We start from the raw sequence: 24,609 nt of genomic DNA, 5'->3' as shown, positions 1-24,609 counted from the left end.
GGTTGTGCGCATTCCTTCGCCAATCATTGTTATGGGTTACCCGTTCGGAGAACGGGAAGACGCCCACGCTAACATCAATGACCCGTGGCACGGGAGTACCAGAAAGGTGACATGGCGCACAAACGAAAAAGCCCCGGGCTCAGGCCCAGGGCTTTCTTGATATGGCGCACTCGGCGGGATTCGAACCCACGACCCCTGCCTTCGGAGGGCAGTACTCTATCCAGCTGAGCTACGAGTGCAACGCGCACGCATGATACCCATCTGTATCGTTGACGTCCATCGCCTTGATCTGTAGCTGTTTTTACCGTGTTGGCTGTGCAGATCCCCGGGGCCGGATACACGACAATACCGATCAAACTGTCGGCCAGGGTGGAACCGGCCGTAACTGGACCCGCGTCAATGCCGTCGACTACGCTGCCGATGGCGACAGCATCATCGTTTCAGCCCACCATCAGGGTGTGTCGAACATTGGCCGTGACAAGCAGTGAAACGATTTTTGGCGTCGCCCCGAGTCCGGCCGCCGCATCGTCTACCCTTTAGCGGCCATTCTGCGGGCGATTTCAGATGGGCTGTTCAACCATTCGTTCTTTTTTTCGAACAGCCTATTGTCCAACACCCCAGCAGCCGCTTAGCATTCGTTTGAGATTTCAAACGCTCGATGCCCTGCCTTGGGCGCTTTTCAACAATCAACAATTCGGGAAGCCGACATGCAGCTCAAAGACGCTCAGTTGTTCCGCCAGCAAGCCTATATCAATGGTGAGTGGCTGGATGCGGACAACGGCCAGACCATCAAGGTGACCAACCCGGCCACCGGCGAAGTCATCGGTACCGTGCCGAAGATGGGCACCGCGGAAACTCGCCGTGCCATCGAAGCCGCCGACAAGGCCCTGCCGGCCTGGCGTGCCCTGACTGCGAAAGAGCGCTCGGCCAAGCTGCGTCGCTGGTTCGAACTGATGATCGAGAACCAGGACGACCTGGCTCGCTTGATGACCACCGAACAGGGCAAGCCGCTGGCCGAAGCCAAGGGCGAAATCGCCTACGCGGCCTCGTTCATCGAGTGGTTCGCCGAAGAAGCCAAGCGCATCTACGGTGACACCATCCCAGGCCACCAGCCAGACAAGCGCCTGATTGTCATCAAGCAGCCAATCGGCGTTACCGCGGCCATCACCCCGTGGAACTTCCCGGCCGCCATGATCACCCGTAAAGCCGGCCCGGCCCTGGCCGCTGGCTGCACCATGGTCCTCAAGCCGGCTTCGCAAACCCCATACTCCGCTCTGGCCCTGGTCGAGCTGGCCCACCGTGCCGGCATCCCGGCTGGCGTGCTGAGTGTGGTGACCGGCAGCGCCGGCGAAGTTGGCGGCGAACTGACCGGCAACTCCCTGGTACGCAAGCTGTCCTTCACCGGCTCGACCGAAATCGGTCGCCAGCTGATGGAAGAATGCGCCAAGGACATCAAGAAGGTTTCCCTGGAGCTGGGTGGCAACGCCCCGTTCATCGTGTTCGACGACGCCGACCTGGACAAGGCGGTCGAGGGCGCGATCATCTCCAAGTACCGTAACAACGGCCAGACCTGCGTCTGCGCCAACCGTATCTACGTGCAGGACGGCGTCTACGACGCGTTCGCCCAGAAGCTGGCCGCTGCAGTTGCCAAGCTGAAGATCGGTAACGGCCTGGAAGAAGGCACCACCACTGGCCCGCTGATCGACGGCAAGGCTGTCGCCAAGGTCCAGGAGCACATCGAGGACGCTGTCAGCAAAGGCGCCAAAGTGCTGTCCGGTGGCAAGCTGATCGAAGGCAACTTCTTCGAGCCGACCATCCTGGTTGACGTACCGAAGACCGCTGCTGTCGCCAAGGAAGAGACGTTCGGCCCACTGGCGCCGCTGTTCCGCTTCAAAGACGAAGCCGAAGTCATCGCCATGTCCAACGACACCGAGTTCGGCTTGGCCTCGTACTTCTACGCCCGTGACATGAGCCGTGTGTTCCGTGTCGCCGAAGCCCTGGAGTACGGCATGGTGGGTATCAACACCGGCCTGATCTCCAACGAAGTGGCGCCGTTCGGTGGTATCAAGGCTTCGGGCCTGGGCCGCGAAGGTTCCAAGTACGGTATCGAGGACTACCTCGAAATCAAATACCTGTGCATCAGCGTTTGATAGCACGGTAAAGGCTTTACCTCTGCCAGCGGGGCGCGAGAGCGACGTCTCGCTGGCCTTTTTTACATTGCAGTACCTGGTGGCCAGGGCGTTCACGACAGTCGATCAACGAATACTGTTCGCGAGCACTCCCAGCCGCCCCCGAATAAAAGCGCCATTCCTGTCGGCGCAATGAGGGCATTATGAGCAAAACCAACGAATCCTTGATGCAACGTCGTGTAGCTGCCGTCCCACGTGGCGTCGGCCAGATCCACCCGATCTTCGTCGACACCGCGAAGAACTCGACCGTGATCGACGTTGAAGGCCGCGAACTGATCGACTTCGCCGGCGGCATCGCAGTACTGAACACCGGCCACCTGCACCCGAAAGTGGTTGCAGCCGTGCAAGAGCAGCTGACCAAGGTCAGCCACACCTGCTTCCAGGTGCTGGCTTACGAGCCCTACGTAGAACTGTGCGAAAAGATCAACAAGCTGGTACCAGGCGACTTCGACAAGAAGACCCTGCTGGTCACCACCGGCTCCGAAGCCGTTGAAAACGCCGTCAAGATCGCCCGTGCTGCCACTGGCCGCGCTGGCGTCATCGCCTTCACCGGCGGTTATCACGGCCGTACCATGATGACCCTGGGCCTGACCGGCAAGGTCGTGCCGTACTCCGCTGGCATGGGCCTGATGCCAGGCGGCATCTTCCGCGCCCTGTTCCCGAGCGAACTGCACGGTATCAGCGTTGACGACGCCATCGCCTCGGTCGAGCGCATCTTCAAGAACGACGCCGAGCCGCGCGACATCGCCGCGATCATCCTCGAGCCAGTACAAGGCGAAGGCGGCTTCCTGCCAGCGCCGAAAGAGCTGATGAAACGCCTGCGCGCCCTGTGCGACCAGCACGGCATCCTGCTGATCGCCGACGAAGTACAAACTGGCGCCGGCCGTACCGGCACCTTCTTCGCCATGGAACAGATGGGCGTTGCGCCTGACCTGACCACCTTCGCCAAATCCATCGCTGGCGGCTTCCCGCTGGCCGGTGTGTGCGGCAAGGCCGAATACATGGACGCCATCGCGCCTGGCGGCCTGGGCGGTACCTACGCGGGTTCGCCGATCGCTTGCGCCGCAGCCCTGGCCGTGATCGAAGTGTTCGAAGAAGAAAAACTGCTGGACCGCAGCAAGGCTGTGGGTGAGCGCCTGACCGCCGGCCTGCGCGAAATCCAGAAGAAGTACCCGATCATCGGCGACGTCCGTGGTCTGGGCTCGATGATTGCCGTCGAAGTCTTCGAGAAAGGCACTCACACCCCGAACGCTGCTGCTGTTGGCCAGGTTGTCGCCAAGGCTCGTGAAAAGGGTCTGATCCTGCTGTCTTGCGGCACCTACGGCAACGTCCTGCGTATCCTGGTTCCGCTGACCGCCGAAGACGCGCTGCTGGACAAAGGCCTGGCCATCATCGAAGAGTGCTTCGCTGAAATCGCCTGATGTGACGCGCTTCAGAAAAAACCCGCCTCGGCGGGTTTTTTTATGCCCAGATAAGCCATGTGGCGCTATGGTTATCGGAGGATTGGCTTTGGAAGCTGCGACGGACTGTGTGTCAGGGTATTCAGGAGTAGTTGGTGATGAGCGCTGCAGCCCCCACCCCACCAAGCGTACTGATTGTCGAAGGCGATCCTTGGGTACGGGACATGCTCAGCGAGATGCTGCTCAGCGTGCGCTGTGACGCCCGCCTGCAGGTATGCGCTGACGGCGCGCAGGCGCTCAGTGCCTTGTCCAGCAAGCCGGACCTGATCATCGCTGCCCGCGAGCTGGCCGGTGTCGACGGCCTCGACCTGCTGCGCAAGGTGCGCGCCAAAGGGCCAGGGGTGCCGTTCATTCTCATGAGTAACCGCAATGACAGCGCCAGTGTGCGCGAAGCGCTGCCCCTGCACCCCACGGCTTACCTGAGCAAGCCACTGAACCTGGATAACCTGCGCAAGCGCCTGCAAGAGTTGCTGCTGGCCGTTGGCGAGGAGATTGCCTGCCCGGTACCGGCGTTGCAGGCGGGAGCCAGCCTGCCAGCCTACCTTGAGCAGCGCCGCGCTACCGCCGATGGCGGGCCGCTGCTGGCCGATGTGCAGGTAGCGATCAATCGAGCGCTAAACCCTCAGGGCCTGAACCTCAGGGTGCTCGAAGAGGAGGTGCGTAACGACCCGCAGGTGACGGCGGTGCTGATCGCTGCCGCCAATAGTGCGGCATTGCACCGTGAAGCCCCGGTGCAGACGTTGCTGCAGGCCCTGAACAAGCTTGGCAGTACCCAAAGCATGAACCTGATCCTGGGCATGACCCTCAAGCGCAGCGCACGTCTCAGCGACCCACTGTTGGCAGAGCACGCCGCCCGTTACTGGGACCTGTCACTGCACACTGCCGAATATGGCCGCACCTTGGCGCGCATGCTCGAACTGGACGAGGGCCGTTGTTATTGCGCGGGCTTGCTGCATTGCCTGGGCGACCTGGCGGTGTTGCGCTGCCTGCAAGAGTGGCGGTTGGCCGGGGGAGACCTGGACGAGCGCAATGTGCAGCAATCGCTGGAAGAGTTTGGTGCGGCGTTCGGCTCGGCGCTGCGTACCCGCTGGCGTTTGCCGCTGGCACTGCGCGAGTTGATCGCTGCGATCTACCAGTTGGGCGGTGGCGTTTACTCGCGGGAGATCCTGGCCATGAACCTGGCTGGGCAGTTGTCGCGGCTGCCGGCTGGGCAGGGGCTGGAGAAGGTGGCCAGCGGCAAGACGGCGCGCCTGCTCAAGCTTGGCCTGCCGGAGCTGAGGCGGTTGCGCAAAGAGGAGAACCCGGAAGTAAAACCGCAGGAAGAACCGCCGGTGGCTGGGGCCGAGGTTTCCAGCTGAGATTCGGGGGCCGCATTGCGGCCCTTCGCGGGCTTGCCCGCTGCCACAGGTGTGGCGCCGGGCCCGCGAATACCGGCCAAAGCCGGTGCCCTTGCCGCCTGATCAGCCGCGGACTATCTGGTTCTTGCCCTGCCGCTTGGCCTGGTACATTGCCGCATCGGCCCGCGCATACAGGCTGTCCAGCGCCACATCCTCATCGGTCAGCTCGGTCAGCCCCTGGCTCACCGTCACCCCGTACGTCTGCTGGCCATGGCTGAAGCTCAAGTGCTGAATCTGCCGTTGCAAGCGCTCGGCAATCTGCTCCGCGACCTGGGCGTTGCAGCCCGGAAACACCGCCGCAAATTCTTCGCCGCCAATGCGTCCGAACAGGTCGCCCCGGCGTAGCACGGCCTTGCCGCTGTCGGCGATGTGTTGCAGCACCTGGTCGCCTTCCTGGTGGCCATAGCTGTCATTGATGCGTTTGAAGTCGTCGATATCCAACAGCAGGAAAGCCAGCGGTGTACCGTCCTCGCGTGCACTGTCGAAGGCTTGCTGAGCACATTCGAAAAAGTGCCTGCGGTTACTGCTCTGGGTCAGCACGTCGGTGGTGGCCAGGCGCTGCAGTTCGCCTTCAAGCTGCTTCTTCTCGGTGATGTCTTCGGCGATACCGACAATGATTACCCGGTCGCCATCGTGCTGCTGGTTGATGTAGCACTTGTCGCTCAGCCAGCGCAGTTGCCCATCGGCATTGAGGATGCGGTACTCGCGGTCTTCCACCGCCCCCTTGAGCAGTACCTGGGCCAGGCTACGTTCGGCGAACTCGAGGTCGTCGGGGTAGATGCTGTCACGCCATTCGTTGTAGTCAGCCAGCACCAGGCTGACCGGGCGGCCGAAGATGCGCTCGTAGGCTGGGCTCACGTACAGCACCTGACGGGTTTCCCAGTCGAAGGCCCAAAGCACTGCGTTGACGCTGTCGAGCAACGAGCTGAACAGCTGATCACGCTCACTCAGGCGGGCAACCTCACCTTGGGCGTGGAGCAACGCCAGTAAAGTCTGGGCAGCTTCGGGAGGAGGGGTGCCGGGGAAAATCGTTGGAATGTTCTTGGCCATGTGCACGGAGCAGGTCTCAACGTGAAAGCGTGCGGCCAACATCCGGCCCGCCACGCAGGCGATATTCCGGATTCGAGTGGAGAGGCGGGGGCGAAGTTCCGAACGGCACGCCCCGTTGCGGGGCGTGCCGATCAACGGCGGTCAGGCGCCGGTCGGGCGCAGCGAGTAAGTCTTGAGTTGTGCTGCGAAGTCGCGCAGTGCCTGGATGCCGCTGGTTTCGGCCTCGTGTACCCAGTCTTTCATGGCAGCCAGCATGTCGTGGCCGTTGGCACTGGTGCGCGCCCAGATCTGCTGCAGGGCCAGGCGTTTTTCGTAGATGGTTTTCAGTGCCTGGCTGTGCGCGAGCATGGACTCGATGCGCACGTGGTGGCGGTCTTCCAGCAGGCTGGTTTCGCGCGAGAGCAGCCGTTTGGCACGGCGGAAGCGGTGACGCACCGAGGCGTCGACACGGGCCAGTTCCTGTTTCACCAGCGGGCCGATCACCAGCTTGCGGTACTGGGCCATGATCTGGAAGCGGTTGTTGAGGATGGCCATGGCAGTGTCCATGTCCAGGCTGGCCTTGCCGGCCACCCGGTGGGCGATGGGCGCCACGCGCTGCACCTTGGCCAGACGCAGCAGGCAGAACAAGCGGATCCACGCCCAGCCCATGTCGAACTCCCAGCGTTTGACCGAGAGCTTGGCCGAGTTGGGGTAGGTGTGGTGGTTATTGTGCAGTTCTTCACCGCCGATGATGATGCCCCAGGGCACCAGGTTGGTGGCGGCGTCGCGGCATTCGAAGTTGCGATAGCCCAGGGCATGGCCCAGGCCGTTGACCACACCGGCGGCCCAGAACGGAATCCACATCATCTGCACCGCCCAGATGGTGATGCCCAGGGTGCCGAACAGCAGCAGATCGATCACCGCCATCAGTGCGATGCCGCCCAGTTTGTAACGCGAGTACAGGTTGCGCTCAATCCAGTCATCCGGGCAGTTCTTGCCATAGATGCGCAGGGTTTCGGGGTTGCGTGCCTCTTCACGGTACAGCTCGGCACCTTTGCGCAGCACCGTGCCCAGGCCCTTGTACACCGGGCTGTGCGGGTCGTCGGGGGTTTCGCACTTGGCGTGGTGCTTGCGGTGGACGGCGGTCCACTCACGGGTGTTCTGCGCCGTGGTCAGCCACAGCCAGAAGCGGAAGAAGTGCTTGAGCGCGCCGTTGAGCTCCAGGGCCCGGTGCGCGGAGTAGCGATGCAGGTAGACCGTGACGCTGACAATGGTCACGTGGGTCATCAACAGAGTGATGCCGACCAGTTGCCATGCCGACAGGTCGAGCAGGCCGTTATACCACATAGGTGCAAATACCCTCGAAATGCAGGGGGAAGGTCTGATTATCCCTTGGCGGGGAAATAAAACCAGTCAACCGTTGAGATAGGAGGTCACGACATGTTTCAGCCTTTATAATGCCCGCTCCTTTTTGATGGCCTTTCCCACCCGACATGTCTGTTTCCGTTCGCGACGCCTTGCGCATGGCTGCGCTGTATGTGGTGCTCTCGATCCTCTGGCTTGCGCTGGCAGAGGTGATGCTGCACAGCATGACTGACGACCCCTTGGCATTGACTGTGGGGCGGCAGATCAACGTGGTGGTCTGGGTGCTGCTCAGTGCCGTGCTGATCTACGTGTCGCGCGTGCGCCTGCTCAATTTCATCGGCCATGGCGCGCGTTTGCGTTGCGAAGACCGTGAACGGCTGCGCATGGCTGCCGCGGTGTTCGACAGTACCCTCGAGGGTGTGCTGGTGACCGACCGCCAAGGCCTGATCGTGCACGTCAATCGTGCCTTCATGCGCATCACCGGCTACCAGCAGGATGAGGTCATCGGCCATCGCCCGAGCAAGTTCAAGTCGGGCCGCCATGGCCTGGCCTTCTACCAGGAAATTTTTGCCACCCTGGCCGAGAAGGGCGAGTGGAGCGGTGAAATCTGGAACCGGCGCAAAAGCGGGGAAATCTACCCGCAGTGGCAGACCATTTGCGCCATTCGTGATGACGAAGGTGAGCTCAGCCATTACGTGGCGGTGTTCAGTGATATCAGCGCCATCAAGCATTCGGAACAAGAGCTTGCCTACCTCGCCCACCACGACCCGCTGACCGGCCTGCCCAACCGCCTGCTGTTTACCGACCGGGTGGAGCAGGCATTGGCGGCGGCGCAGGCCAACAAGCGCGGTTGCGCCCTGTTGCTGCTGGACCTGGATCATTTCCAGAGCATAAACGACGGCCTGGGCCATACCATTGGCGACCAGTTGCTGAAGCTGGTAGGCGAGCGTCTGGGAGAGGTGTTGGGTAACGGCATGACCCTGGCGCGTCTGGGCGGCGACGAGTTCGGCGTGCTGGCCGAAAACTGCCAGCAGGTTGGCCAGGCGGGCAAGCTGGCGCAGTGCATCATCGAGCGCATGCGTGAGCCGTTTCAGTTCGAGGGTAATCGTCTGTTCATCAGCGCCAGCGTCGGAATCAGCCTGTTCCCCAGCGATGCCTTGAGTGCCGAGCAGTTGCTGCGCAATGCCGACTCGGCGTTGTACAAGGCCAAAAGCAACGGTCGGGCCTGTTATGCGCTGTACACCGAAGAGCTGACCGCCCACGCCCAGCATCGGGTCGAGACCGCCGCCGAATTGCGTCGGGCCCTGGAGCAGGATGAACTGCGGGTGTACTTTCAGCCGGTACACGACTTGGCGACGGGCCGGCAGGTCGGGGTCGAGGCGTTGGTGCGCTGGCAGCACCCCGGGCGCGGCCTGGTACCGCCGAGTGAGTTCATCCCGATTGCCGAACGCACCGGCCTGATTGCCGAGATCGATACCTGGGTGCTGCAACAGGCCTGTCGGCAAATGGTGCAGTGGCAGGCTGAAGGCCGGCAGCTGGCATTTGTTGGGGTGAACATCTCCAGTCGCCTGTTTGGCCAGCATGAGCTGTATCGGCAGGTAGCCGAAGTGCTGCACGACACCGGCCTGGCCCCGGCCTTGCTGGAGCTGGAAGTGACCGAAAGCGCGGTGATGGAAGACCCTGAGGTGGCGCTGGAGCAACTGCACCGCTTGCGCGAACTGGGGGTGACCCTGGCCATCGACGACTTTGGCACGGGGTATTCGTCACTGCTGCGGCTCAAGCGTTTGCCGGTGCAGAAGCTGAAAATCGACCAAGGGTTTGTGGCTGGGTTGCCAGTGGATGAAGACGACATCGCCATTGTGCGGGTGATCATCGCCTTGGCCCGTAGCATGGGTATGCAGGTGCATGCCGAGGGCATCGAGCAGGCGGAACAGGCCAGCTTCCTGTTGCAGGAGGAGTGCCAGTTGGGGCAAGGGTACTGGTTCGGGCGGCCAGTGCCGGCTGCGGATCTTCGCTGGGATTGAGACCGGGCTGCAAAGCAGCCCTCAGATTTCAACGCTTGTTCAAACCCTTCGCCAGGCGGTCCCCGCCCAGCTGGATCAACGCCACTAACGCTACCAGCATGGCGATCACGGTCAGCATGATCTGGCTGTCGAAACGCTGGTAGCCATACCGATAGGCGATATCCCCCAGCCCGCCGGCACCAATCGCCCCGGCCATCGCCGACGAGTTGATCAAGGTCACCAAGGTAATGGTGAAGCCCCCGACGATCCCCGGCAGCGCCTCGGGCAACAGTACATGCCAGACGATGTGCCAGCGCCGGCAGCCCATGGCCTGTGCGGCTTCCACCAGACCATGGTCGACCTCACGCAGGCTGACCTCGGCAATCCGCGCAAAGAACGGTGTGGCGGCAATGGTCAGCGGCACCACTGCCGCCCACACACCATAAGTGGTACCCACCACCAGGCGGGTGAAAGGAATCAGCGCAACCATCAGGATCAGAAACGGAATCGAGCGGAACAGGTTGACGAAGGCGCCCAGCACCCGGTTCAGCGGCCGCGCCTCGAAGATCCCACCCTTGTCGCTGGTGACCAGCAGCACCGCCATGGGTACACCCACCAGCAGGGCGATCAGTGACGAAACCCCAACCATCAGCAGCGTATCAAGCAAGCCTTCCAGCAGGCGATCAAACCACATGGCCCAATACCTCCACGTCCTCGGCCCAACGGCGGGCACGTTCCAGCAATTGATGGGTGTCGTGCGGCGAGTGTTGCACCGAGAGGATGAGTTGCCCCAAGGCATGTTCGCCGATGGTTTCCACGCCGCCCTGCAGCAGACGCACACGCCCGCCCAGGTCGTTGAACAGGGCAGACAGCTCTGGCTCGCCAAGCACCGTCAGTTTCAGCACTACGGCGCTGTTGCCGCTCGCCGGGTGGGCCTGGAGGCTGGCTTGCAGTGCGGCGGGTAGCTTGGCCTGCAAAGGGGCGAGCAGGGTGCGGGTAACCTCGTGACGAGGTGAACCAAACACCCGCCAGACCTCGCCCTGCTCGACCACTGCGCCGCGTTCCAGCACCACAACCCGGTGGCAGATGTCGCGAATCACCGCCATTTCGTGGGTGATCAGCACGATGGTCAGCCCCAGGCGCTGGTTGATATCGCGCAGCAGCTCCAGGATCGAGGCGGTGGTTTCCGGGTCCAGCGCCGAGGTGGCCTCGTCGCACAGCAGGATCTCGGGGGTGTGCACCAGTGCCCGGGCAATGCCCACGCGCTGTTTCTGCCCGCCGGACAGTTGCGCCGGGTACACGTGATGTTTTTCCTGCAGGCCGACCAGTTCCAGCAACTCGCGCACCTTGCGCTGGCGTTCGGCTTTTGCCACGCCGGCGACTTTCAACGGCAACTCGACGTTCTGCCACACGGTCTTGGCCGACATCAGGTTGAAGTGCTGGAAGATCATGCCGATGCGCCGGCGCAGGGCCACAAGCTGGTCCTCATTGAAAGGCGCGATATCCACCTGGTCGATCAATACGCGGCCCTGGCTGGGTTGCTCCAGGCGGTTGATGGTGCGCAGCAGTGATGACTTACCGGCGCCGCTGCGGCCGATGATGCCGAAGATCTCGCCATGGCGGATGTTCAAGTCAATGCCTTGCAAGGCCGGTTGCGCCTGGCCCGGGTAGGTCTTGCCCAGGCCGATGAAGCGCACGTGGGCTTCATTGACCTCGGGGCGCAGGGCCTGTTCCCTGGCCATAGGTGGCAGTGCTTGGGGTGTAGGCGCCCTGAGCGCGCTGGCCTGGCTCATGTCAGCCTTCCCAGCCGGCTTGGTAGAGCTTGCCGTGAGCGTTGTTCAACGCAGCGCGCACCGCTGGCGAATGCTGGTAGATGTCGACGAACTTGGCCAGGCGTGGGTCGTCCTTGCTTTGCGGGCGAATGACGAACTGGATCACGTATTCCTTGTTTTCCAGCCCGTCGAACAGCAACGCCGAGGTGGCATCGAAGGTGTTGGCCAGGCGGATGTAGGCCGGGTAACCCTGCACCAGGTCGGCGTCGTCGTAGGCACGTACCAGTTGCACCGCCTCGACCTGAAGGATCTTCAGCTTTTTAGGGTTGGCGACGATGTCATCCTCGGTGGCCTTGTAGCCCACGCCGGGCTTCAGGGTGATCAACCCGGCCTTGGCCAGCAGCAGCAGGCCACGGCCGCTGTTGATCGGGTCGTTGGCGATGGCCACGCTGGCGCCTTCAGGCAGTTCGGCAAAGCTTTTGTACTTTTTCGAGTACAGGCCAACGTTGTTGATGATGCCCGGGGCGTAAGGCACGAGGTTGAAGCCTGCAGCAGCCTTGGCGTTTTCCAGGAACGGGATGTGCTGGAAGTAGTTCGCGTCGATGTCGCCGCTGTTGAGGCTGACATTGGGCGCAATCCAGTCGCTGAACTCGATCAGCTTCACTTCCAGGCCTTGCTTGTGGGCTTCTTCCACCGCGGCTTCCAGCGGAATGGCAAAGGCCGAGGTGGTACCGATCTTCAACGGCTCGGCAGCAAGGGCACCGGCGCACAGGCCGAGGGTGATGGCAATGGCCGCGACGGGCCGGAACAGTTTCTCAAGCATGGTGCAGGGCTCCAGTCGGGGCAGGGGTAAAGCGGTAAGCCGAGCCAGGATGGTCGGCGGGTAAGTGCGGGTGGTCGGCCTGGAACAGTTTTTCGCGCAGGGTGCCTTCGGTGTAGGCAGTCTTGTAGCGGCCACGCTGCTGAAGTTGCGGGATGACCAGCTCGACGAAGTCCTCGAAGCTCTCCGGGGTGACGGTGCGGGTCAGGTTGAAACCGTCCAGGCCGGTTTCATCGATCCACGCGATCAACTGCTCGGCCACCTGTTCCGGCGCGCCGACCAGGGTTACGTAGCGACCGCCCAGGGCGTGCTGTTGCAACAGGCGCCGGCGGGTCCAGGCGTTGTCTTGCAACTGGCGCGTGGCTGACTGGATGGCGTTGCCCTGGTTGAAGGCAATGGGTTGGTCCAGTTCATAGGCGGCGAAGTCGATGCCAGTGGACGCGGCGAAGTGCGCGACGCCCGCTTCGGCGCTGGCGTGGCGCAGGTACTCGGCGTGTTTGGCCTGGGCCAGTTGCTCGGTGGCCGCGACGATCACCGTGATGCCCATGAACACTTTGACTGCCTGCGGGTCGCGGCCGGCGACCTGGGCGGCCGCGCGAACCTTGTCGACCTGGGCACGGGTGGCTGCCTTGTCTTGGCCACTGATGAACACGCATTCGGCATGGTTGCCGGCGAAGGCCAAGCCACGCGCAGAGCTGCCAGCCTGGAACAGCACCGGGGTGCGCTGGGGTGAGGGCTCGCACAGGTGGTAGCCTTCGACCTTGTAGAACTCGCCCTGGTGCTGAACCTTGCGCACCTTGTCGGGCGTGGCATAGACGCGATGCTCGCGGTCGGCGACCACTGCGTCATCGGCCCAACTGCCTTCCAGCAGCTTGTACAACACCTGCAGGTATTCATCGGCCTGATCGTAGCGGCGATCATGCGCCGGTTGCTGCGCCAGGCCCATGGCCCGGGCAGCGCTGTCGAGGTAGCCGGTGACAATGTTCCAGCCCACCCGGCCATTGCTCAGGTGGTCGAGTGTGGAAAGTCGCCGGGCGAACAGGTACGGCGCCTCGTAGGTGAGGTTGGCGGTAAGGCCAAAACCCAGGTGGCGGGTGACCGCAGCCATGGCGGAGACCAGCAGCAGCGGGTCGTTGACAGGCAGCTGGATCGACTCCTTGAGGGTGACGTCCAGTGACTGGCCGTAGATGTCGTAGGTGCCGACGATGTCGGCAATGAAAAGCCCGTCGAACAGGCCGCGCTCCAGCAGGCGTGCCAGGTTGGTCCAATAGTCCAGGGTCTTGTACTGGGTTGAAGTGTCCCGTGGGTGGGTCCACAGACCGTGGTTGATGTGCCCGATGCAGTTCATGTTGAAGGCATTGAGCAGAATCTGCTTGGCCATCAGATGGTCCCCCGGCGTGGCGGGTTGGCATCGTTGAGGTAGTAGTTGCCGATGGCGTGGTACTTCCAGCGCACCGGATCGTGCAGGGTGTGCACGCGAGCGTTGCGCCAGTGGCGGTCGAGGTTGTGTTCGGCCAATGTTGCCTGGCTGCCGCCCAGTTCGAACAGGGTGGTACCGGCGGTGAGGGAAATTTCGGTGCTGATGGCGCGTGCTTCGGCCACGGCAATGGAGGCGGCGGCCACGTTGTCGGCAGTGCTGTCGTCGCGGGCGCGGTCGAGGTATTCGCCTGCGCGCTCCAGCAGGGCTTCGGCCGCATGCAAGCGGATCGCCAGATGGCCGAAGCTTTTCAGCGTCAGCGGGTCATCCGTGGCCTTGTCCAGGCCGGAGTCGACCCACGGACGGCTGCGGGTGCGCACGAAGTGCAGGGCGTCTTCATAGGCGGCGCGGGCAATACCGGTGTCGATGGCGGCATGGAGGATCTGCGCCAGCGGGCCGACCGGGGTAGGGCGCTCGAAGGCGCTTTGGAACGGCACCACGTCGGCTGCGCTGACGTACACGTTATCGAACACCACCGAACCGCTGCCGGTGGTGCGCTGGCCGAAGCCGCTCCAGTCGTCGATCACCTGCAGCCCCTGGCTGTCGGCCGGGACGAAGGCCAACTGTTGTATGCCTTGTTCGTCCACGACCGAGGTTGGAATGCGTTGGGCATAGATGGCGCCTGTGGAATAGAACTTGCGCCCATTGATGCGGAAACCGTCGCCGTCACGGCTCAGGCGGGTGGTGCGCTCGTGGGCGGTCTTGGTGCCCAGCTCGGCCAGGGCATTGCCGAAACGGCGGCCGGCCAGTACCTCGGTGTACAGGCGCTGTTGCTGTTCGGGGCTGCCGTTTACCCGCAGCACTTCCAGACCGTAGAAATGATTCTGCGGAATCTGCCCGAGCGAACCGTCGGCCTGCGCGATACGGGCGATGACCTTGGCCAGGGTGACGTTGGATACGCCGGCACCGCCGAAGGCTTTGGGCACGCTGATGGCCCACAGGCCGGAGCGGGTGAACAGCTCGAGTTCTGCCAGCGGCAGGCGGCGCTCGCGGTCGCGCAAGGCGCTGTCGCGGCGCAGTTGCTGGGCGATGTCTTCGGCGACGGCCAGGGCTTGGGCGTCGTTGGTGATGATAGCGATTGTCATGGAGTTCTCCGGGGGCCGCTTTGTGGCCCTTCGCGGGCTTACCCGCTCCCACAGGTGAAGTGATGCCCGTTCAGGCGGTGGCAATCCTGTGGGAGCGGGCAAGCCCGCGAAGGGCTGCGCAGCAGCCCCAAAGGCAGCAAATCAGATCCAGGAATGCCGTGCAGGCAGGGTGCCGTTAAGGTGGTAAGCGCCCACCGCGTGGTACTTCCAGCGCACCGGGTCGTGCAGGGTGTGCACCCGAGCGTTTCGCCAGTGGCGGTCGAGGTTGAACTCGGCAAGGGTGGCGCGGCTGCCGGCCAGCTCGAACAGCTTTTCGCTGGCCTGCAGGGCAATTTCGGTAGTCAGCACCTTGGCCTCGGCCACCGCAATCGAGGCACGTGCCGCACTGGCTGCGTCGATAGGCGCAGCATTGACCTCGTCGAGTACCCGAGCGGCTTTGCGCAGCAGCGCTTCGGCGGCGTGCAGCTCGAGTTTCAGGCGGCCGATGTCGGCAATTACATAAGGGTCGTCACTGGCACGGTCGACGTTGGCTTCAATCCACGGCCGGGACTTTTCGCGCACGAAGGTGATCGCATCATCGATAGCTGCTTCGGCGATGCCAGCGTCGATCGCCGCCTGGATCAGCTGCGAAGCGGCGCCCTGAATGTTGGGGATATCGCGCTGGCGCCAGTTGTCGATTACCAGTTCTGCGTCCACCGGCACCTGGTCCAGCAGCACGGTACCGCTGGCGGTGGTGCGCTGGCCGAACCCGGACCAGTCATCGACAATGCGCAACCCCGGGCTGCCCCGGCGCACGAATGCCAGGCGCTGGCGGCCTTCGTCGTCGAGGGCTTTTACCGCCACCCAATGGGCGAACAAGGCACCGGTGGAGTAGAACTTCTCGCCATTTATGCGGTAGCTGTCGCCGGCGCGCGTGATTCGGGCCTTGAGGGTGAGGGTATCCCTGGTGCCACGTTCAGGCCCGGCATTGCCGATGCGCCAGCCGTCGAGCACGCTGCGAAAGATCAGCGCTTGCTGCGCCTCGCTGGCCGTCAGGCGCAGCAGTTGCAGCATGCCGAACTGGTTCTGCGGGATCTGCCCCAGGGCGGGGTCGGCGGCGCTGATCAGGCGGAACACTTCGGCGACGGTTGCGAACGATACGTCGGGGCCACCGTAGGCCTTGGGTATGCTGATGCTGCCAAGACCGCTGCGGGTAAACAGTTCGATTTCTGCCCAGGGCAGTTTGCGTTGCTGGTCGCGCCGGGCAGCTTGCTCACGGGCGACCTTGGCCAGTTCGCGGGCCGCTTGCAGGGCTTCGGCGTCGTTGCGCAGTACCTTGGCCGGCAGCAGCGGGGGCGAGCTGTCCAGATCGCTATGGAATTGGGTGTTGGCTTGGCTGGGCATCAGTGCCGCTCCTTGGCTGCACTCAATGCCCTGGCGTTACGCACTGGGGTGATTGTGATCCTGACCATTCCTGACCTCACAAAATAGTTATGTCGCTACAGCTGATCGCGACAGATGTGTGCTGGTCCGGTGGTCCGGTTTATATACCCTAATGATTTATAAAAATTTTATGAACTAACTTTTTGGAATATTTATAGAAGGGGGGATTTGTTAAGGGCGTGCTGGCCTCTTCGCGGGTAAACCCGCTCCTACACATGCCTCAAGATCTGTGCATTCACTGTAGGAGCGGGTTTACCCGCGAAAGGGCCGGAACAGGTTTACTCGGAGGCCGCGGTCCCTAGGAACTTGCGCAAGAACTGCCGGGTACGTTCTTCCTTCGGCGCCGCGAACAGCGCCTTGGCTTCGCCCTGCTCCACGATCACGCCCTTGTCGAAGAAGATCACCCGGTTCGCCACGTCCCGGGCAAAGCTCATCTCGTGGGTGACGATGATCATGGTGCGCTTTTCCTCGGCCAGGCCGCGGATGGTCGCCAACACTTCACCGACCAGCTCCGGGTCCAGCGCCGAGGTCGGTTCGTCGAACAGGATTACCTCTGGTTCCATGGCCAGGGCACGGGCGATGGCCACGCGTTGCTGCTGGCCGCCGGACAGGCGCCGTGGGTAGGCGTCTTCCTTGCCCGCCAGGCCGACTTTGGCCAGCAGGCGCCGGCCGAGCTCGATGGCCTGTTCGCGAGGCGTCTTCTTGACGATCACCGGCCCCTCGATCACGTTCTCCAGGGCAGTGCGATGGGGGAACAGGTTGAAGTTCTGGAACACGAACCCGGCTTGCTGGCGCAAACGGCGAATCGCACCCTGCTGCCCGCCCAAAGGGCGGTTGGCATCGATGCTGATGGCGCCGATCTGGATCTGCCCGGCATCGGGGGTTTCCAGCAGGTTAAGGCAGCGCAAGAAGGTGGTTTTGCCCGAGCCACTGGGGCCGATGATGGCCACCACTTCACCGGGCTGCACGGTCAGGTCGATACCGTTGAGCACGGTCTGGCCCTTGAACCGCTTGGTCAGGCCTTTGACTTCAATCATGCTCAATGCTCCTGGTCATGCTGGTTGACCCGCGCTTCCATGCGGTTCTGGAAGTGCGCAAGGATGCTGCACAGCACCCAGTAGATGACCGCGACCGCCACGTACATGGTGAACACTTCGAACGTGCGCGCAGTAATCAGCTGGGCTTGGCGGAACAGCTCGGGCACCTGGATGGTCGCCGCCAGGGCAGTGTCCTTTACCAGCGAGATGAAGCTGTTGCCCAGCGGTGGCAGCGCGGTGCGCAAGGCCTGTGGCAGGATCGCCCGGCGCATGGCTTGCACGCGGGTCATGCCGATGCTGGCGGCTGCTTCCCACTGGCCACGGTCGATCGAGGAGATGGCTGCGCGCAGGATCTCGCAGATGTAGGCCGCCATGTTCAGCGACAGGCCGATCAGCGAAGCGGGGATTGGGTCGAGCTCGATGCCGATTTGCGGCATGCCGAAATAGATCACGAACAGCTGCACCAACAGCGGCGTGCCGCGGAAGAACGACACGTAGACCCGCGCCAGCCAGTTCAGCGGCAGAATCTTCGACAGCCGCATCAGCGCCAGGGCAAAGCCCAGCACCAGACCGAAGAACATGCCGCCGACACTGAGCAGCACCGTATAACCCGCGCCCTTCAGCAGGAAGGGCGCGGAGTCGACAACGAGTTGCAGGCTTTCAGCGATCATTTGGTGACATCGGCACCGAAGTACTTCTCGGACAGCTTGGCCAGCGTGCCGTCAGCTTTTAGCTTGTCGATGGCCTTGTTGATGGCTGCCAACAGTTCCGGCTCACCTTTGCGCAGGGCCACGCCGCTTTCCAGGCGCGAGAAGGCATCGCCAGCAAGTTGGGTGTCCTTGGCTTTTTGCGCGTATTCCAGCGCCGCCAGGCGGTCGATCAGGATGGCGTCGATACGGCCGTTGCGCAGGTCAGCGAACTTGCTTGGGTCGTCTTCATAGGTGCGCACATCGGCTTGCGGCACGTCCTTTTTCACCCACTGTTCGTAGTTGGTGCCAAGGCCTACGCCGACCTTTTTGCCGGCAAGGTCCTGTGCGCCCTTGATGTTCAGCTGCTCGGCTTTCTTCTTCAGGATCAGTGCCTGGATGCCGGAGACAGTGTAGGGCTCGGAGAAGTCGTACTTTTTCTTGCGCTCCTCGGAAATGGTCACCTGATTGACCACTACATCCAGGCGTTTGGATTCCAGCGCGGCGAGGATGCCGTCCCACTTGGTCGGCTGGATCTTGGCCTTGACCCCCAGCTCCTTGGCCAGCAGCTCAGACAGCTCCACTTCGAAGCCGGTCAGTTTGCCGTTTTCGTCCTGGAAGCTGAATGGCGGGTAGGTGCCCTCGAGGCCGACGTTGATGACGCCTTTTTCCTGAATGGTCTTCAATTGCTCGCCGGCGAAAGCCTGGCTGAGCAGGCCGGCACCCAGCAGGAGGGCCAGGCTGGCGTTGAGTAGCGGTTTGGCGAATTTCGACATGTCAGAGCCCCGCGCTTGTTGTCTAGGTAGTGAGGTGGCGACTATAGGGTTGGCTGATTAGGCCGGGAAATACTAAAAAATAACTTTAATATTCCTTTTTTGATTTGCGTCAGGTGCTGGCTGCTTTGAGGGTAGGCGACGATACCCACTCCGTCATCGCGGCTTATGCCTGACTTAGTGCAGGATGGAATAAAGCGTTGTTTTTTCCAAGCCTCAGATTTGCCGTAAAGTGGATTGCAGCAGGCAGGTTCGGCCTTTTCGCGGGCCTGGCAACAAAATCAGATGGCCTATACGGCAGGAGAACACCGTGAGCGAACAACCTTCATCCGCGCATTGGCAGTTGCAGAGCATTGTCACTGGCCTGCGCGGGGCCCGTGAGCAATGGCGCACCCGTAATGGCCGCAGTATTGGCGAGCAGGGCGGGCGCGAGCTGCCGTCGCGTGAAGCGATGCGACAGATTCTGGAGCAACTGTGCGGGGCGCTGTTCCCCATGCGCCTGGGGCCAGTCGACCTGCGCGAAGAAAGTGAAGACTTCTACGTCGGCCATACCCTGGATGCCGCGCTGACCGCCTTGCTGGCCCAGGCTCGTCTTGAACTTCGCTACGCGGCACGGCAAAGCAAGGCTGAGCTGGCGGGCGTCGACGCCCGTGCGCTGAGCCTGATCCAGGGCTTTGCAGCTGCGCTACCGGAACTGCGCGTTCTGCTCGACACCGATGTGCTGGCCGCCTACCACGGCGACCCGGCAGCGCGCAGCGTCGATGAAGTGCTGCTGTGCTACCCGGGCATCCTGGCGATCATCCATCACCGGCTGGCACACCACCTGTACAAGGCTGGGCTGCCGCTGCTGGCGCGGATCAGTTCGGAGCTGGCGCATTCGGCCACCGGTATCGACATTCACCCGGGGGCGCAGATCGGCCCGAGCTTCTTCATCGATCATGGTACGGGTGTGGTCATTGGTGAAACCGCGATCATCGGCGAGCGCGTGCGCATCTACCAGGCGGTGACCCTGGGCGCCAAGCGTTTCCCCAGCGATGAGTCGGGTACGCTGCATAAAGGCCTGCCACGCCACCCGATCGTCGAGGACGATGTGGTGATCTATGCCGGGGCCACGGTGCTGGGGCGTATTACCATCGGTAAGGGTTCGACCATTGGCGGTAATGTGTGGCTGACGCGCAGTGTGCCGGCTGAAAGCAACATTACTCAGGCCAACCTGCAACTGGATTGCCAGGACAAGAACTGATCCCGCATTGCGATTGAGTTGCTGGCCTCTTCGCGGGCAAGCCCGCGCCTACGACGGACGTACCAGATGTAGGTGCGGGTTTACCCGCAAGAGGCCGGAACAGGACGACACCAATCGGCGCCCCAATTCGCATTGAAATCCGATCCATGTTTAACTTGAACGCTTGTTCAATGAAAAACGCTGGTCCGCTGCCGGTGTTCAACAGGAGGATTCCTTTGCTGAACCCGTTCATTCCGAACCTCACGTCATTCGACGAGGTGCACGCCCTATGAGTGCACCGAACCCTTCCGCTGCCAACGGCAAAATCCGCATGAACCCCCCGGTGTTCTACTTTGCGGCGAGTTTCATCCTCATCTTTGGCCTGGTAGTCATCTCCAACCCGCAAGCCGCAGGTGACTGGTTGCTGGCGGCGCAGAACTGGGCGGCCAACACGGTCGGCTGGTACTACATGCTGGCGATGACGCTGTACCTGGTCTTCGTGGTGGTCACCGCCTTGTCTGGCTACGGCAAGATCAAACTCGGTGCCGACCACGACGAACCCGAGTTCAGCTACCTGTCGTGGGCCGGCATGCTGTTCGCCGCCGGCATCAGCATCACGCTGTTCTTCTTCTGTGTCTCCGAACCGCTGACCCACATGCTGCAACCGCCCCAAGGCGAAGCCGGCACGGTCGAGGCCGGGCGCCAGGCGATGCAGATCCTGTTCCTGCACTGGGGCCTGCATGGCTGGGGGGTGTTCGCCTTCGTCGGCATGGCATTGGCCTATTTCGCCTACCGGCATAACCTGCCGCTGGCCCTGCGTTCGGCGCTGTACCCGCTGATTGGCAAGCGCATCAACGGCCCGATCGGTTATGCGGTGGATGGCTTCGGCATCATCGCCACGGTGTTCGGCCTGGGCGCCGACATGGGCTTTGGGGTGCTGCATCTGAACGCCGGTCTGGACTACCTGTTCGGCATCAGCCACAGCCAGTGGGTGCAGGTGATCCTCATCACCCTGATGATGGGCGCGGCTGTGGCCGTAGCCGTGGCCGGGGTGGAGAAGGGGGTGCGGGTGATGAGCGACATCAACCTGTTCCTGGCCTGTGCGCTGCTGCTGTTCGTGCTGTTCGCCGGGCCTACCCAGCACCTGTTCAACACGCTGATCCAGAACCTGGGCGACTACCTGGGTGCGTTGCCGCGCAAGAGCTTCGACGTGTATGCCTATGGTGAAAACCGCGGCTGGCTGGGCGGCTGGACCGTGTTCTACTGGGCCTGGTGGATTGCCTGGGCGCCGTTCGTGGGCCTGTTCATCGCCCGCATCTCCCGTGGCCGTACCATCCGTGAGTTCGTCTTTGGCGTGCTGCTGATTCCGCTGGGCTTCACCCTGGCGTGGATGTCGATCTTCGGCAACAGCGCCCTGGACCAGGTGATCAACCACGGCATGACCGCACTGGGCCAGTCGGCGCTGGACAACCCATCGATGAGCCTGTACCTGCTGCTGGAAACCTACCCCTGGAGCAAGACAGTCATCGCCACCACGGTGTTCATCAGCTTCGTGTTCTTCGTCACCTCGGCCGACTCGGGCACCGTGGTGCTGTCGACCTTGTCGGCCAAGGGCGGTGACGCTGATGAGGATGGGCCGAACTGGCTGCGTATCTTTTGGGGGGCGATGACTGCGCTGATCACCAGTGCGCTGTTGTTCGCTGGCAGCATCGATTCGCTGAAGTCGGCAGTGGTGCTGACGTCGCTGCCGTTCTCGCTCATTCTGCTGTGCATGATGTGGGGGCTGCACAAGGCGTTCTACCTGGAGTCGCAGCGGCAGATCGCGCAGATGCACTCGCTGGCCCCGTTCGCCCAGTCGCGTCGCGGCCGTGGCGGCTGGCGCCAGCGCCTGAGCCAGGCGGTGCACTTCCCGTCACGTGATGAGGTGTACCGTTTCATGGATGATGTGGTGCGCCCGGCGATTGCCGATGTGCGTGAAGTGTTCGAGCAGAAAGGCCTGGTCCTGATTACCCAGGACGACCCTAGCCATGACAACGTCAGCCTGAAGATTGGCCATGGCGAGGAACAGCCGTTCATTTACCAGGTGCAGATGCGTGGCTATTTCACACCATCGTTCGCCTTGGGGGGGCTGGGTACGCAGGAGTTGAAGAACCGCCGCTATTACCGGGCGGAGGTGCACCTGAGCGAAGGCAGCCAGAACTATGACCTGGTGGGCTACAGCAAGGAGCAGATCATCAACGACATCCTCGACCAGTACGAGCGGCACATGCAGTACCTGCACCTGGTGCGCTGACCAAGCTCTCCTGTCCTGGGCTCTTCGCAGGCAAGCCCGCGAAGAGCCCAGGACAGGCAACCGCTAGTAGGGTGCATCCCCAAGGATGGTCGCCCGGTGCATCACCCGCCGGTTCGGCCGGTAATCATCCACCGCAAAATGCTGGGTCACGCGGTTGTCCCAGAACGCCACGTCATGCTCCTGCCAACGCCAGCGAATGCTGAACTCCGGTCGCGTCGCATGGGCGAACAGCAGCCTCAGCAGCGCATCGCTTTCCAGTTCGCTCAGTTCATTGATGCGTGTAGTGAACCCTTCATTGACGAACAACGCCTTGCGCCCGCTCACCGGATGCGTGCGCACCACCGGGTGCGACAGCGGTGGGTTGTTGCGCCGGGTGGCCTCCCAGCGCGTCAGGTCTTCCGGCGTGGTGCCAAAGCGCTCCAGCGGGAACGACTTGGTGAAGTCGTGGGTAGCGGTCAGCCCGTCCAGCATTGCACGCAGCGGCGCCGACAAAGCCTCGAAGGCCGCAATGCCGCTGGCCCAAAGGGTATCGCCACCGTAAGCAGGCAATTGCTTGGCGCTGAGTACCGCGCCCAGTGCCGGGGTCGGCAAAAAGGTCACGTCGGTGTGCCACACGGCGTTGTCGCGCACATCGGTAACCGCCGTGTCGAGCACCAGCACCTGCGGGGTGTCCGGCACGTTGGGGTAAATCGGGTGGATGTGCAGGTCGCCGAAGCGTGCGGCAAAGCGCGCCTGCTGTTCCGGGTTGATCGGCTGGTCACGGAGGAACAGCACCTGGTGCTGGAGCAGTGCCTGTTCGATGGCATCGCGCTCTTCTGCGCTGATATCGCGGCTGATGTCCACGCCGCTGATCTGGGCGCCGAGTGCTGGGCTTAGGGGAGTGATGGTCAGGCTCATGTCGGTCTCTTCAATCGGGCGCCAGTGTGCTGGCGTGGACAATGGAATTCAGTGAATCTGCCCATGCCAGGGCACCAGCTTGCGTTGCAGGGCACGCAGGCTCATTTCCAGAGCGAAGGCGATCAGGGCGATCAGCAGGATGCCCAGCACCACCACGTCGGTGACCAGAAACTGCGCCGCCGATTGCACCATGAAGCCCAGGCCGCTGGTGGCGGCGATCAGTTCAGCGGCCACCAGGGTCGACCAGCCGACCCCCAGGCCAATGCGGATGCCGGTAAGGATGTCTGGCAATGCACTGGGCAAAATGACGTGGCGGATCAGTTGGGCCTTGGTTGCGCCCAGCGACTGCGCCGCGCGCAGCTTGGCCGGATCTACCGTGCGCACACCGGTGGCTGTGGCAATGGCGATGGGGGCGAAGATTGCCAGGTAGATCAGCAGCACTTTCGACAACTCGCCGATACCGCACCAGATGACGATCAGCGGCAGGTAGGCCAGCGGCGGGATGGGCCGGTAGAACTCGATCAGCGGGTCGAGAATGCCGCGGGCTACGCGGTTGTAGCCGATGGCGATGCCGACTGGTATTGCGGTCAGGGTCGCAGCCACCAGCGCCAGGCCGATGCGGCCCAGGCTTGCGCCCAGGTGCTGCCACAGGCTGGCATCCATGTAGCCTTGGGTCAGCAAGGTCCATGCCTTGGCCAGGATGTCACCGGGCGAGGGCAGGAACAGGGGCTCTACCCAACCGGCAGCCGTCACCAGCCACCAGACCAGTAGCAGGCTGGCCAGGGTCAGGGTGCTGATCCAGCGGGTGGACAGTGGGCGGCGTAGCGTGGCGGCTGGCCGGGTTTGGGTGTTGTGTTTGCCGGCGACCGGCAGGTCCAGGCTGCTCATGCGCGCTCCTGCAGGCTTTGGCGTTGGGAAAACACCCGCGCCAGCACATGCTCGCGGGTTTCGATGAAGGCTGGATCGGACTTGATGGCCCGGGCCGATTCGCCAGCGGCATAGCGCTGGCCGAAGTTCAGATGCAGGCGTTCCACTACGCGTCCCGGGTTGGGCGCCAGCAGTACCAGTTCGCTGGCGAGGAACACCGCTTCTTCGATGTCGTGGGTAATCAGGAACACCGGCTTGGCGGTGCGTTGCCAAACTTGCAATAGCAGCTCTTGCATCTGCTCCCGGGTGAAGGCATCGAGGGCACCGAACGGTTCATCCATCAGCAGTACCCGAGGGTCAGCCGCCAGCGCCCGGGCAAGGCCCACGCGCTGCTTCTGGCCACCGGACAATTGCCAGATACGCCGTTCGCCGAAGCCATCGAGGTCGACCAGGGTGAGCATTTCGCGGGCCTTGGCCTCACGCTGGGCGCGGGGTACGCCGGCCAGTTCGAGGCCGAAGGCGACGTTGCCCAGCACGTTCTGCCATGGCAGCAGGGCATCGTCCTGGAACACCACGCCGCGTTCTGCACCGGGGCCCTGCACCGGCACACCATCGAGGGTGATGTGACCGCCACTGGGGGCGACGAAGCCGGCGATCAGGTTGAGCAGTGAGGTCTTGCCGCTGCCGGAAGGCCCCAGGGCCACCAGCAGTTGGCGTGGTCCCAGGCTCAGGTTGATGTCGGCCAGCACCGGGGTGCTGGCGCCTGGGTACTGTGCGCTGATGCGCTCCAGCTCGAGCAAGGCCATGACGGGCTC

The 24,609-nt window shown here is 62.7% G+C and carries 20 protein-coding genes, 1 tRNA gene and 1 pseudogene; 7 read left to right on the top strand and 15 right to left on the bottom strand.

Annotation, left to right across the window (positions count from 1 at the left end; genetic code table 11):
- Positions 1-162: 162 nt before the first annotated feature.
- Positions 163-239 (bottom strand) — tRNA-Arg (locus V6093_RS16880).
- Between the two features lie 30 nt (positions 240-269).
- On the opposite strand from V6093_RS16880, the pseudogene V6093_RS16875 reads away from it, so the two are divergent.
- The 4 genes and pseudogenes from V6093_RS16875 to V6093_RS16860 all read left to right on the top strand — a co-directional run.
- Positions 270-485, top strand: a pseudogene (locus V6093_RS16875) (aryl-sulfate sulfotransferase); the annotation flags it as partial.
- A gap of 222 nt (positions 486-707) precedes the next feature.
- Positions 708-2,150, top strand: coding sequence for an NADP-dependent succinate-semialdehyde dehydrogenase (gene gabD, locus V6093_RS16870; RefSeq protein ID WP_003255867.1), 1,443 nt, complete (start codon positions 708-710; stop codon positions 2,148-2,150).
- A 182-nt stretch (positions 2,151-2,332) separates the two neighbouring features.
- Positions 2,333-3,610, top strand: a complete 1,278-nt coding sequence (gabT, locus tag V6093_RS16865) for a 4-aminobutyrate--2-oxoglutarate transaminase (protein WP_003255866.1) — start codon at positions 2,333-2,335, stop codon at positions 3,608-3,610.
- A 137-nt stretch (positions 3,611-3,747) separates the two neighbouring features.
- Positions 3,748-5,007, top strand: coding sequence for a response regulator (locus tag V6093_RS16860; protein WP_003255865.1), 1,260 nt, complete (start codon positions 3,748-3,750; stop codon positions 5,005-5,007).
- Positions 5,008-5,109: 102 nt separating this feature from the next.
- Here V6093_RS16860 and V6093_RS16855 read toward each other — a convergent pair whose 3' ends face one another.
- Positions 5,110-6,138, bottom strand: a complete 1,029-nt coding sequence (locus V6093_RS16855; protein WP_003255864.1) for a sensor domain-containing diguanylate cyclase — start codon at positions 6,136-6,138, stop codon at positions 5,110-5,112.
- A 99-nt stretch (positions 6,139-6,237) separates the two neighbouring features.
- Positions 6,238-7,422: a delta-9 fatty acid desaturase DesA gene (gene desA, locus V6093_RS16850; protein ID WP_003255863.1), complete on the bottom strand. Its 1,185-nt coding sequence runs from the start codon at positions 7,420-7,422 to the stop codon at positions 6,238-6,240.
- Between the two features lie 146 nt (positions 7,423-7,568).
- Here desA and dibA point away from each other — a divergent pair, with 146 nt between their 5' ends.
- Positions 7,569-9,464 (top strand): phosphodiesterase DibA, encoded by a 1,896-nt coding sequence (dibA, locus tag V6093_RS16845; RefSeq protein ID WP_033726065.1) that lies wholly within the window; start codon positions 7,569-7,571, stop codon positions 9,462-9,464.
- Positions 9,465-9,492: 28 nt separating this feature from the next.
- Here dibA and V6093_RS16840 read toward each other — a convergent pair whose 3' ends face one another.
- The 9 genes from V6093_RS16840 to tcyJ form a co-directional block, all read right to left on the bottom strand.
- Positions 9,493-10,137, bottom strand: a complete 645-nt coding sequence (locus V6093_RS16840; protein WP_014861478.1) for a methionine ABC transporter permease — start codon at positions 10,135-10,137, stop codon at positions 9,493-9,495.
- Positions 10,127-11,236, bottom strand: a complete 1,110-nt coding sequence (locus tag V6093_RS16835) for a methionine ABC transporter ATP-binding protein (protein ID WP_033726693.1) — start codon at positions 11,234-11,236, stop codon at positions 10,127-10,129. Before V6093_RS16835 ends, V6093_RS16840 begins: the two co-directional genes overlap by 11 nt.
- A 1-nt stretch (position 11,237) precedes the next feature.
- Positions 11,238-12,038 carry a MetQ/NlpA family ABC transporter substrate-binding protein gene (locus V6093_RS16830; protein WP_047603227.1) on the bottom strand — a complete coding sequence of 267 codons (801 nt, stop codon included), beginning with the start codon at positions 12,036-12,038 and terminating at the stop codon, positions 11,238-11,240.
- A complete protein-coding gene (locus V6093_RS16825; protein WP_406669563.1) occupies positions 12,031-13,416 on the bottom strand; it encodes an LLM class flavin-dependent oxidoreductase in 1,386 nt (461 codons plus the stop codon). The genes V6093_RS16830 and V6093_RS16825 overlap by 8 nt, the downstream gene beginning before the upstream one ends.
- Positions 13,416-14,597, bottom strand: a complete 1,182-nt coding sequence (locus V6093_RS16820; RefSeq protein WP_060538820.1) for an SfnB family sulfur acquisition oxidoreductase — start codon at positions 14,595-14,597, stop codon at positions 13,416-13,418. The genes V6093_RS16825 and V6093_RS16820 overlap by 1 nt, the downstream gene beginning before the upstream one ends.
- A 141-nt stretch (positions 14,598-14,738) precedes the next feature.
- Complete coding sequence (locus tag V6093_RS16815) at positions 14,739-15,980, bottom strand: SfnB family sulfur acquisition oxidoreductase (RefSeq protein ID WP_406669562.1); 1,242 nt, start codon at positions 15,978-15,980, stop codon at positions 14,739-14,741.
- A 317-nt stretch (positions 15,981-16,297) separates the two neighbouring features.
- On the bottom strand, positions 16,298-17,056 hold the full coding sequence (gene tcyN, locus V6093_RS16810) for an L-cystine ABC transporter ATP-binding protein TcyN (protein ID WP_003255850.1): 759 nt from the start codon (positions 17,054-17,056) through the stop codon (positions 16,298-16,300).
- 2 nt (positions 17,057-17,058) lie between these two features.
- Positions 17,059-17,727 carry a cystine ABC transporter permease gene (gene tcyL / locus V6093_RS16805; RefSeq protein WP_003255849.1) on the bottom strand — a complete coding sequence of 223 codons (669 nt, stop codon included), beginning with the start codon at positions 17,725-17,727 and terminating at the stop codon, positions 17,059-17,061.
- Positions 17,724-18,518 carry a cystine ABC transporter substrate-binding protein gene (tcyJ, locus tag V6093_RS16800; RefSeq protein ID WP_003255847.1) on the bottom strand — a complete coding sequence of 265 codons (795 nt, stop codon included), beginning with the start codon at positions 18,516-18,518 and terminating at the stop codon, positions 17,724-17,726. Before tcyJ ends, tcyL begins: the two co-directional genes overlap by 4 nt.
- 307 nt (positions 18,519-18,825) lie before the next feature.
- On the opposite strand from tcyJ, the gene epsC reads away from it, so the two are divergent.
- A complete protein-coding gene (epsC, locus tag V6093_RS16795) occupies positions 18,826-19,758 on the top strand; it encodes a serine O-acetyltransferase EpsC (RefSeq protein WP_003255846.1) in 933 nt (310 codons plus the stop codon).
- Positions 19,759-20,026: 268 nt separating this feature from the next.
- Positions 20,027-22,030, top strand: a complete 2,004-nt coding sequence (betT, locus tag V6093_RS16790) for a choline transporter BetT (protein WP_406669561.1) — start codon at positions 20,027-20,029, stop codon at positions 22,028-22,030.
- 63 nt (positions 22,031-22,093) lie between these two features.
- Here the strand turns inward: betT and tauD are convergent, their stop codons facing one another.
- Genes tauD through tauB form a run of 3 tightly spaced genes read right to left on the bottom strand, consistent with a single transcriptional unit; the run spans position 22,094 to position 24,600 of the window.
- Positions 22,094-22,927, bottom strand: coding sequence for a taurine dioxygenase (gene tauD, locus V6093_RS16785; protein WP_108078826.1), 834 nt, complete (start codon positions 22,925-22,927; stop codon positions 22,094-22,096).
- A 48-nt stretch (positions 22,928-22,975) separates the two neighbouring features.
- A complete protein-coding gene (tauC, locus tag V6093_RS16780) occupies positions 22,976-23,815 on the bottom strand; it encodes a taurine ABC transporter permease TauC (protein WP_003255842.1) in 840 nt (279 codons plus the stop codon).
- A complete protein-coding gene (gene tauB / locus V6093_RS16775) occupies positions 23,812-24,600 on the bottom strand; it encodes a taurine ABC transporter ATP-binding subunit (RefSeq protein WP_265978638.1) in 789 nt (262 codons plus the stop codon). The genes tauC and tauB overlap by 4 nt, the downstream gene beginning before the upstream one ends.
- Positions 24,601-24,609: the final 9 nt, after the last annotated feature.

This window comes from Pseudomonas putida group bacterium ESBL64 (genome assembly GCF_045277175.1).
Lineage (GTDB): Bacteria > Pseudomonadota > Gammaproteobacteria > Pseudomonadales > Pseudomonadaceae > Aquipseudomonas > Aquipseudomonas alloputida.
Note: the sequence above shows the minus strand (reverse complement) of the source record. Positions and strands in the feature narration are given on the sequence as shown.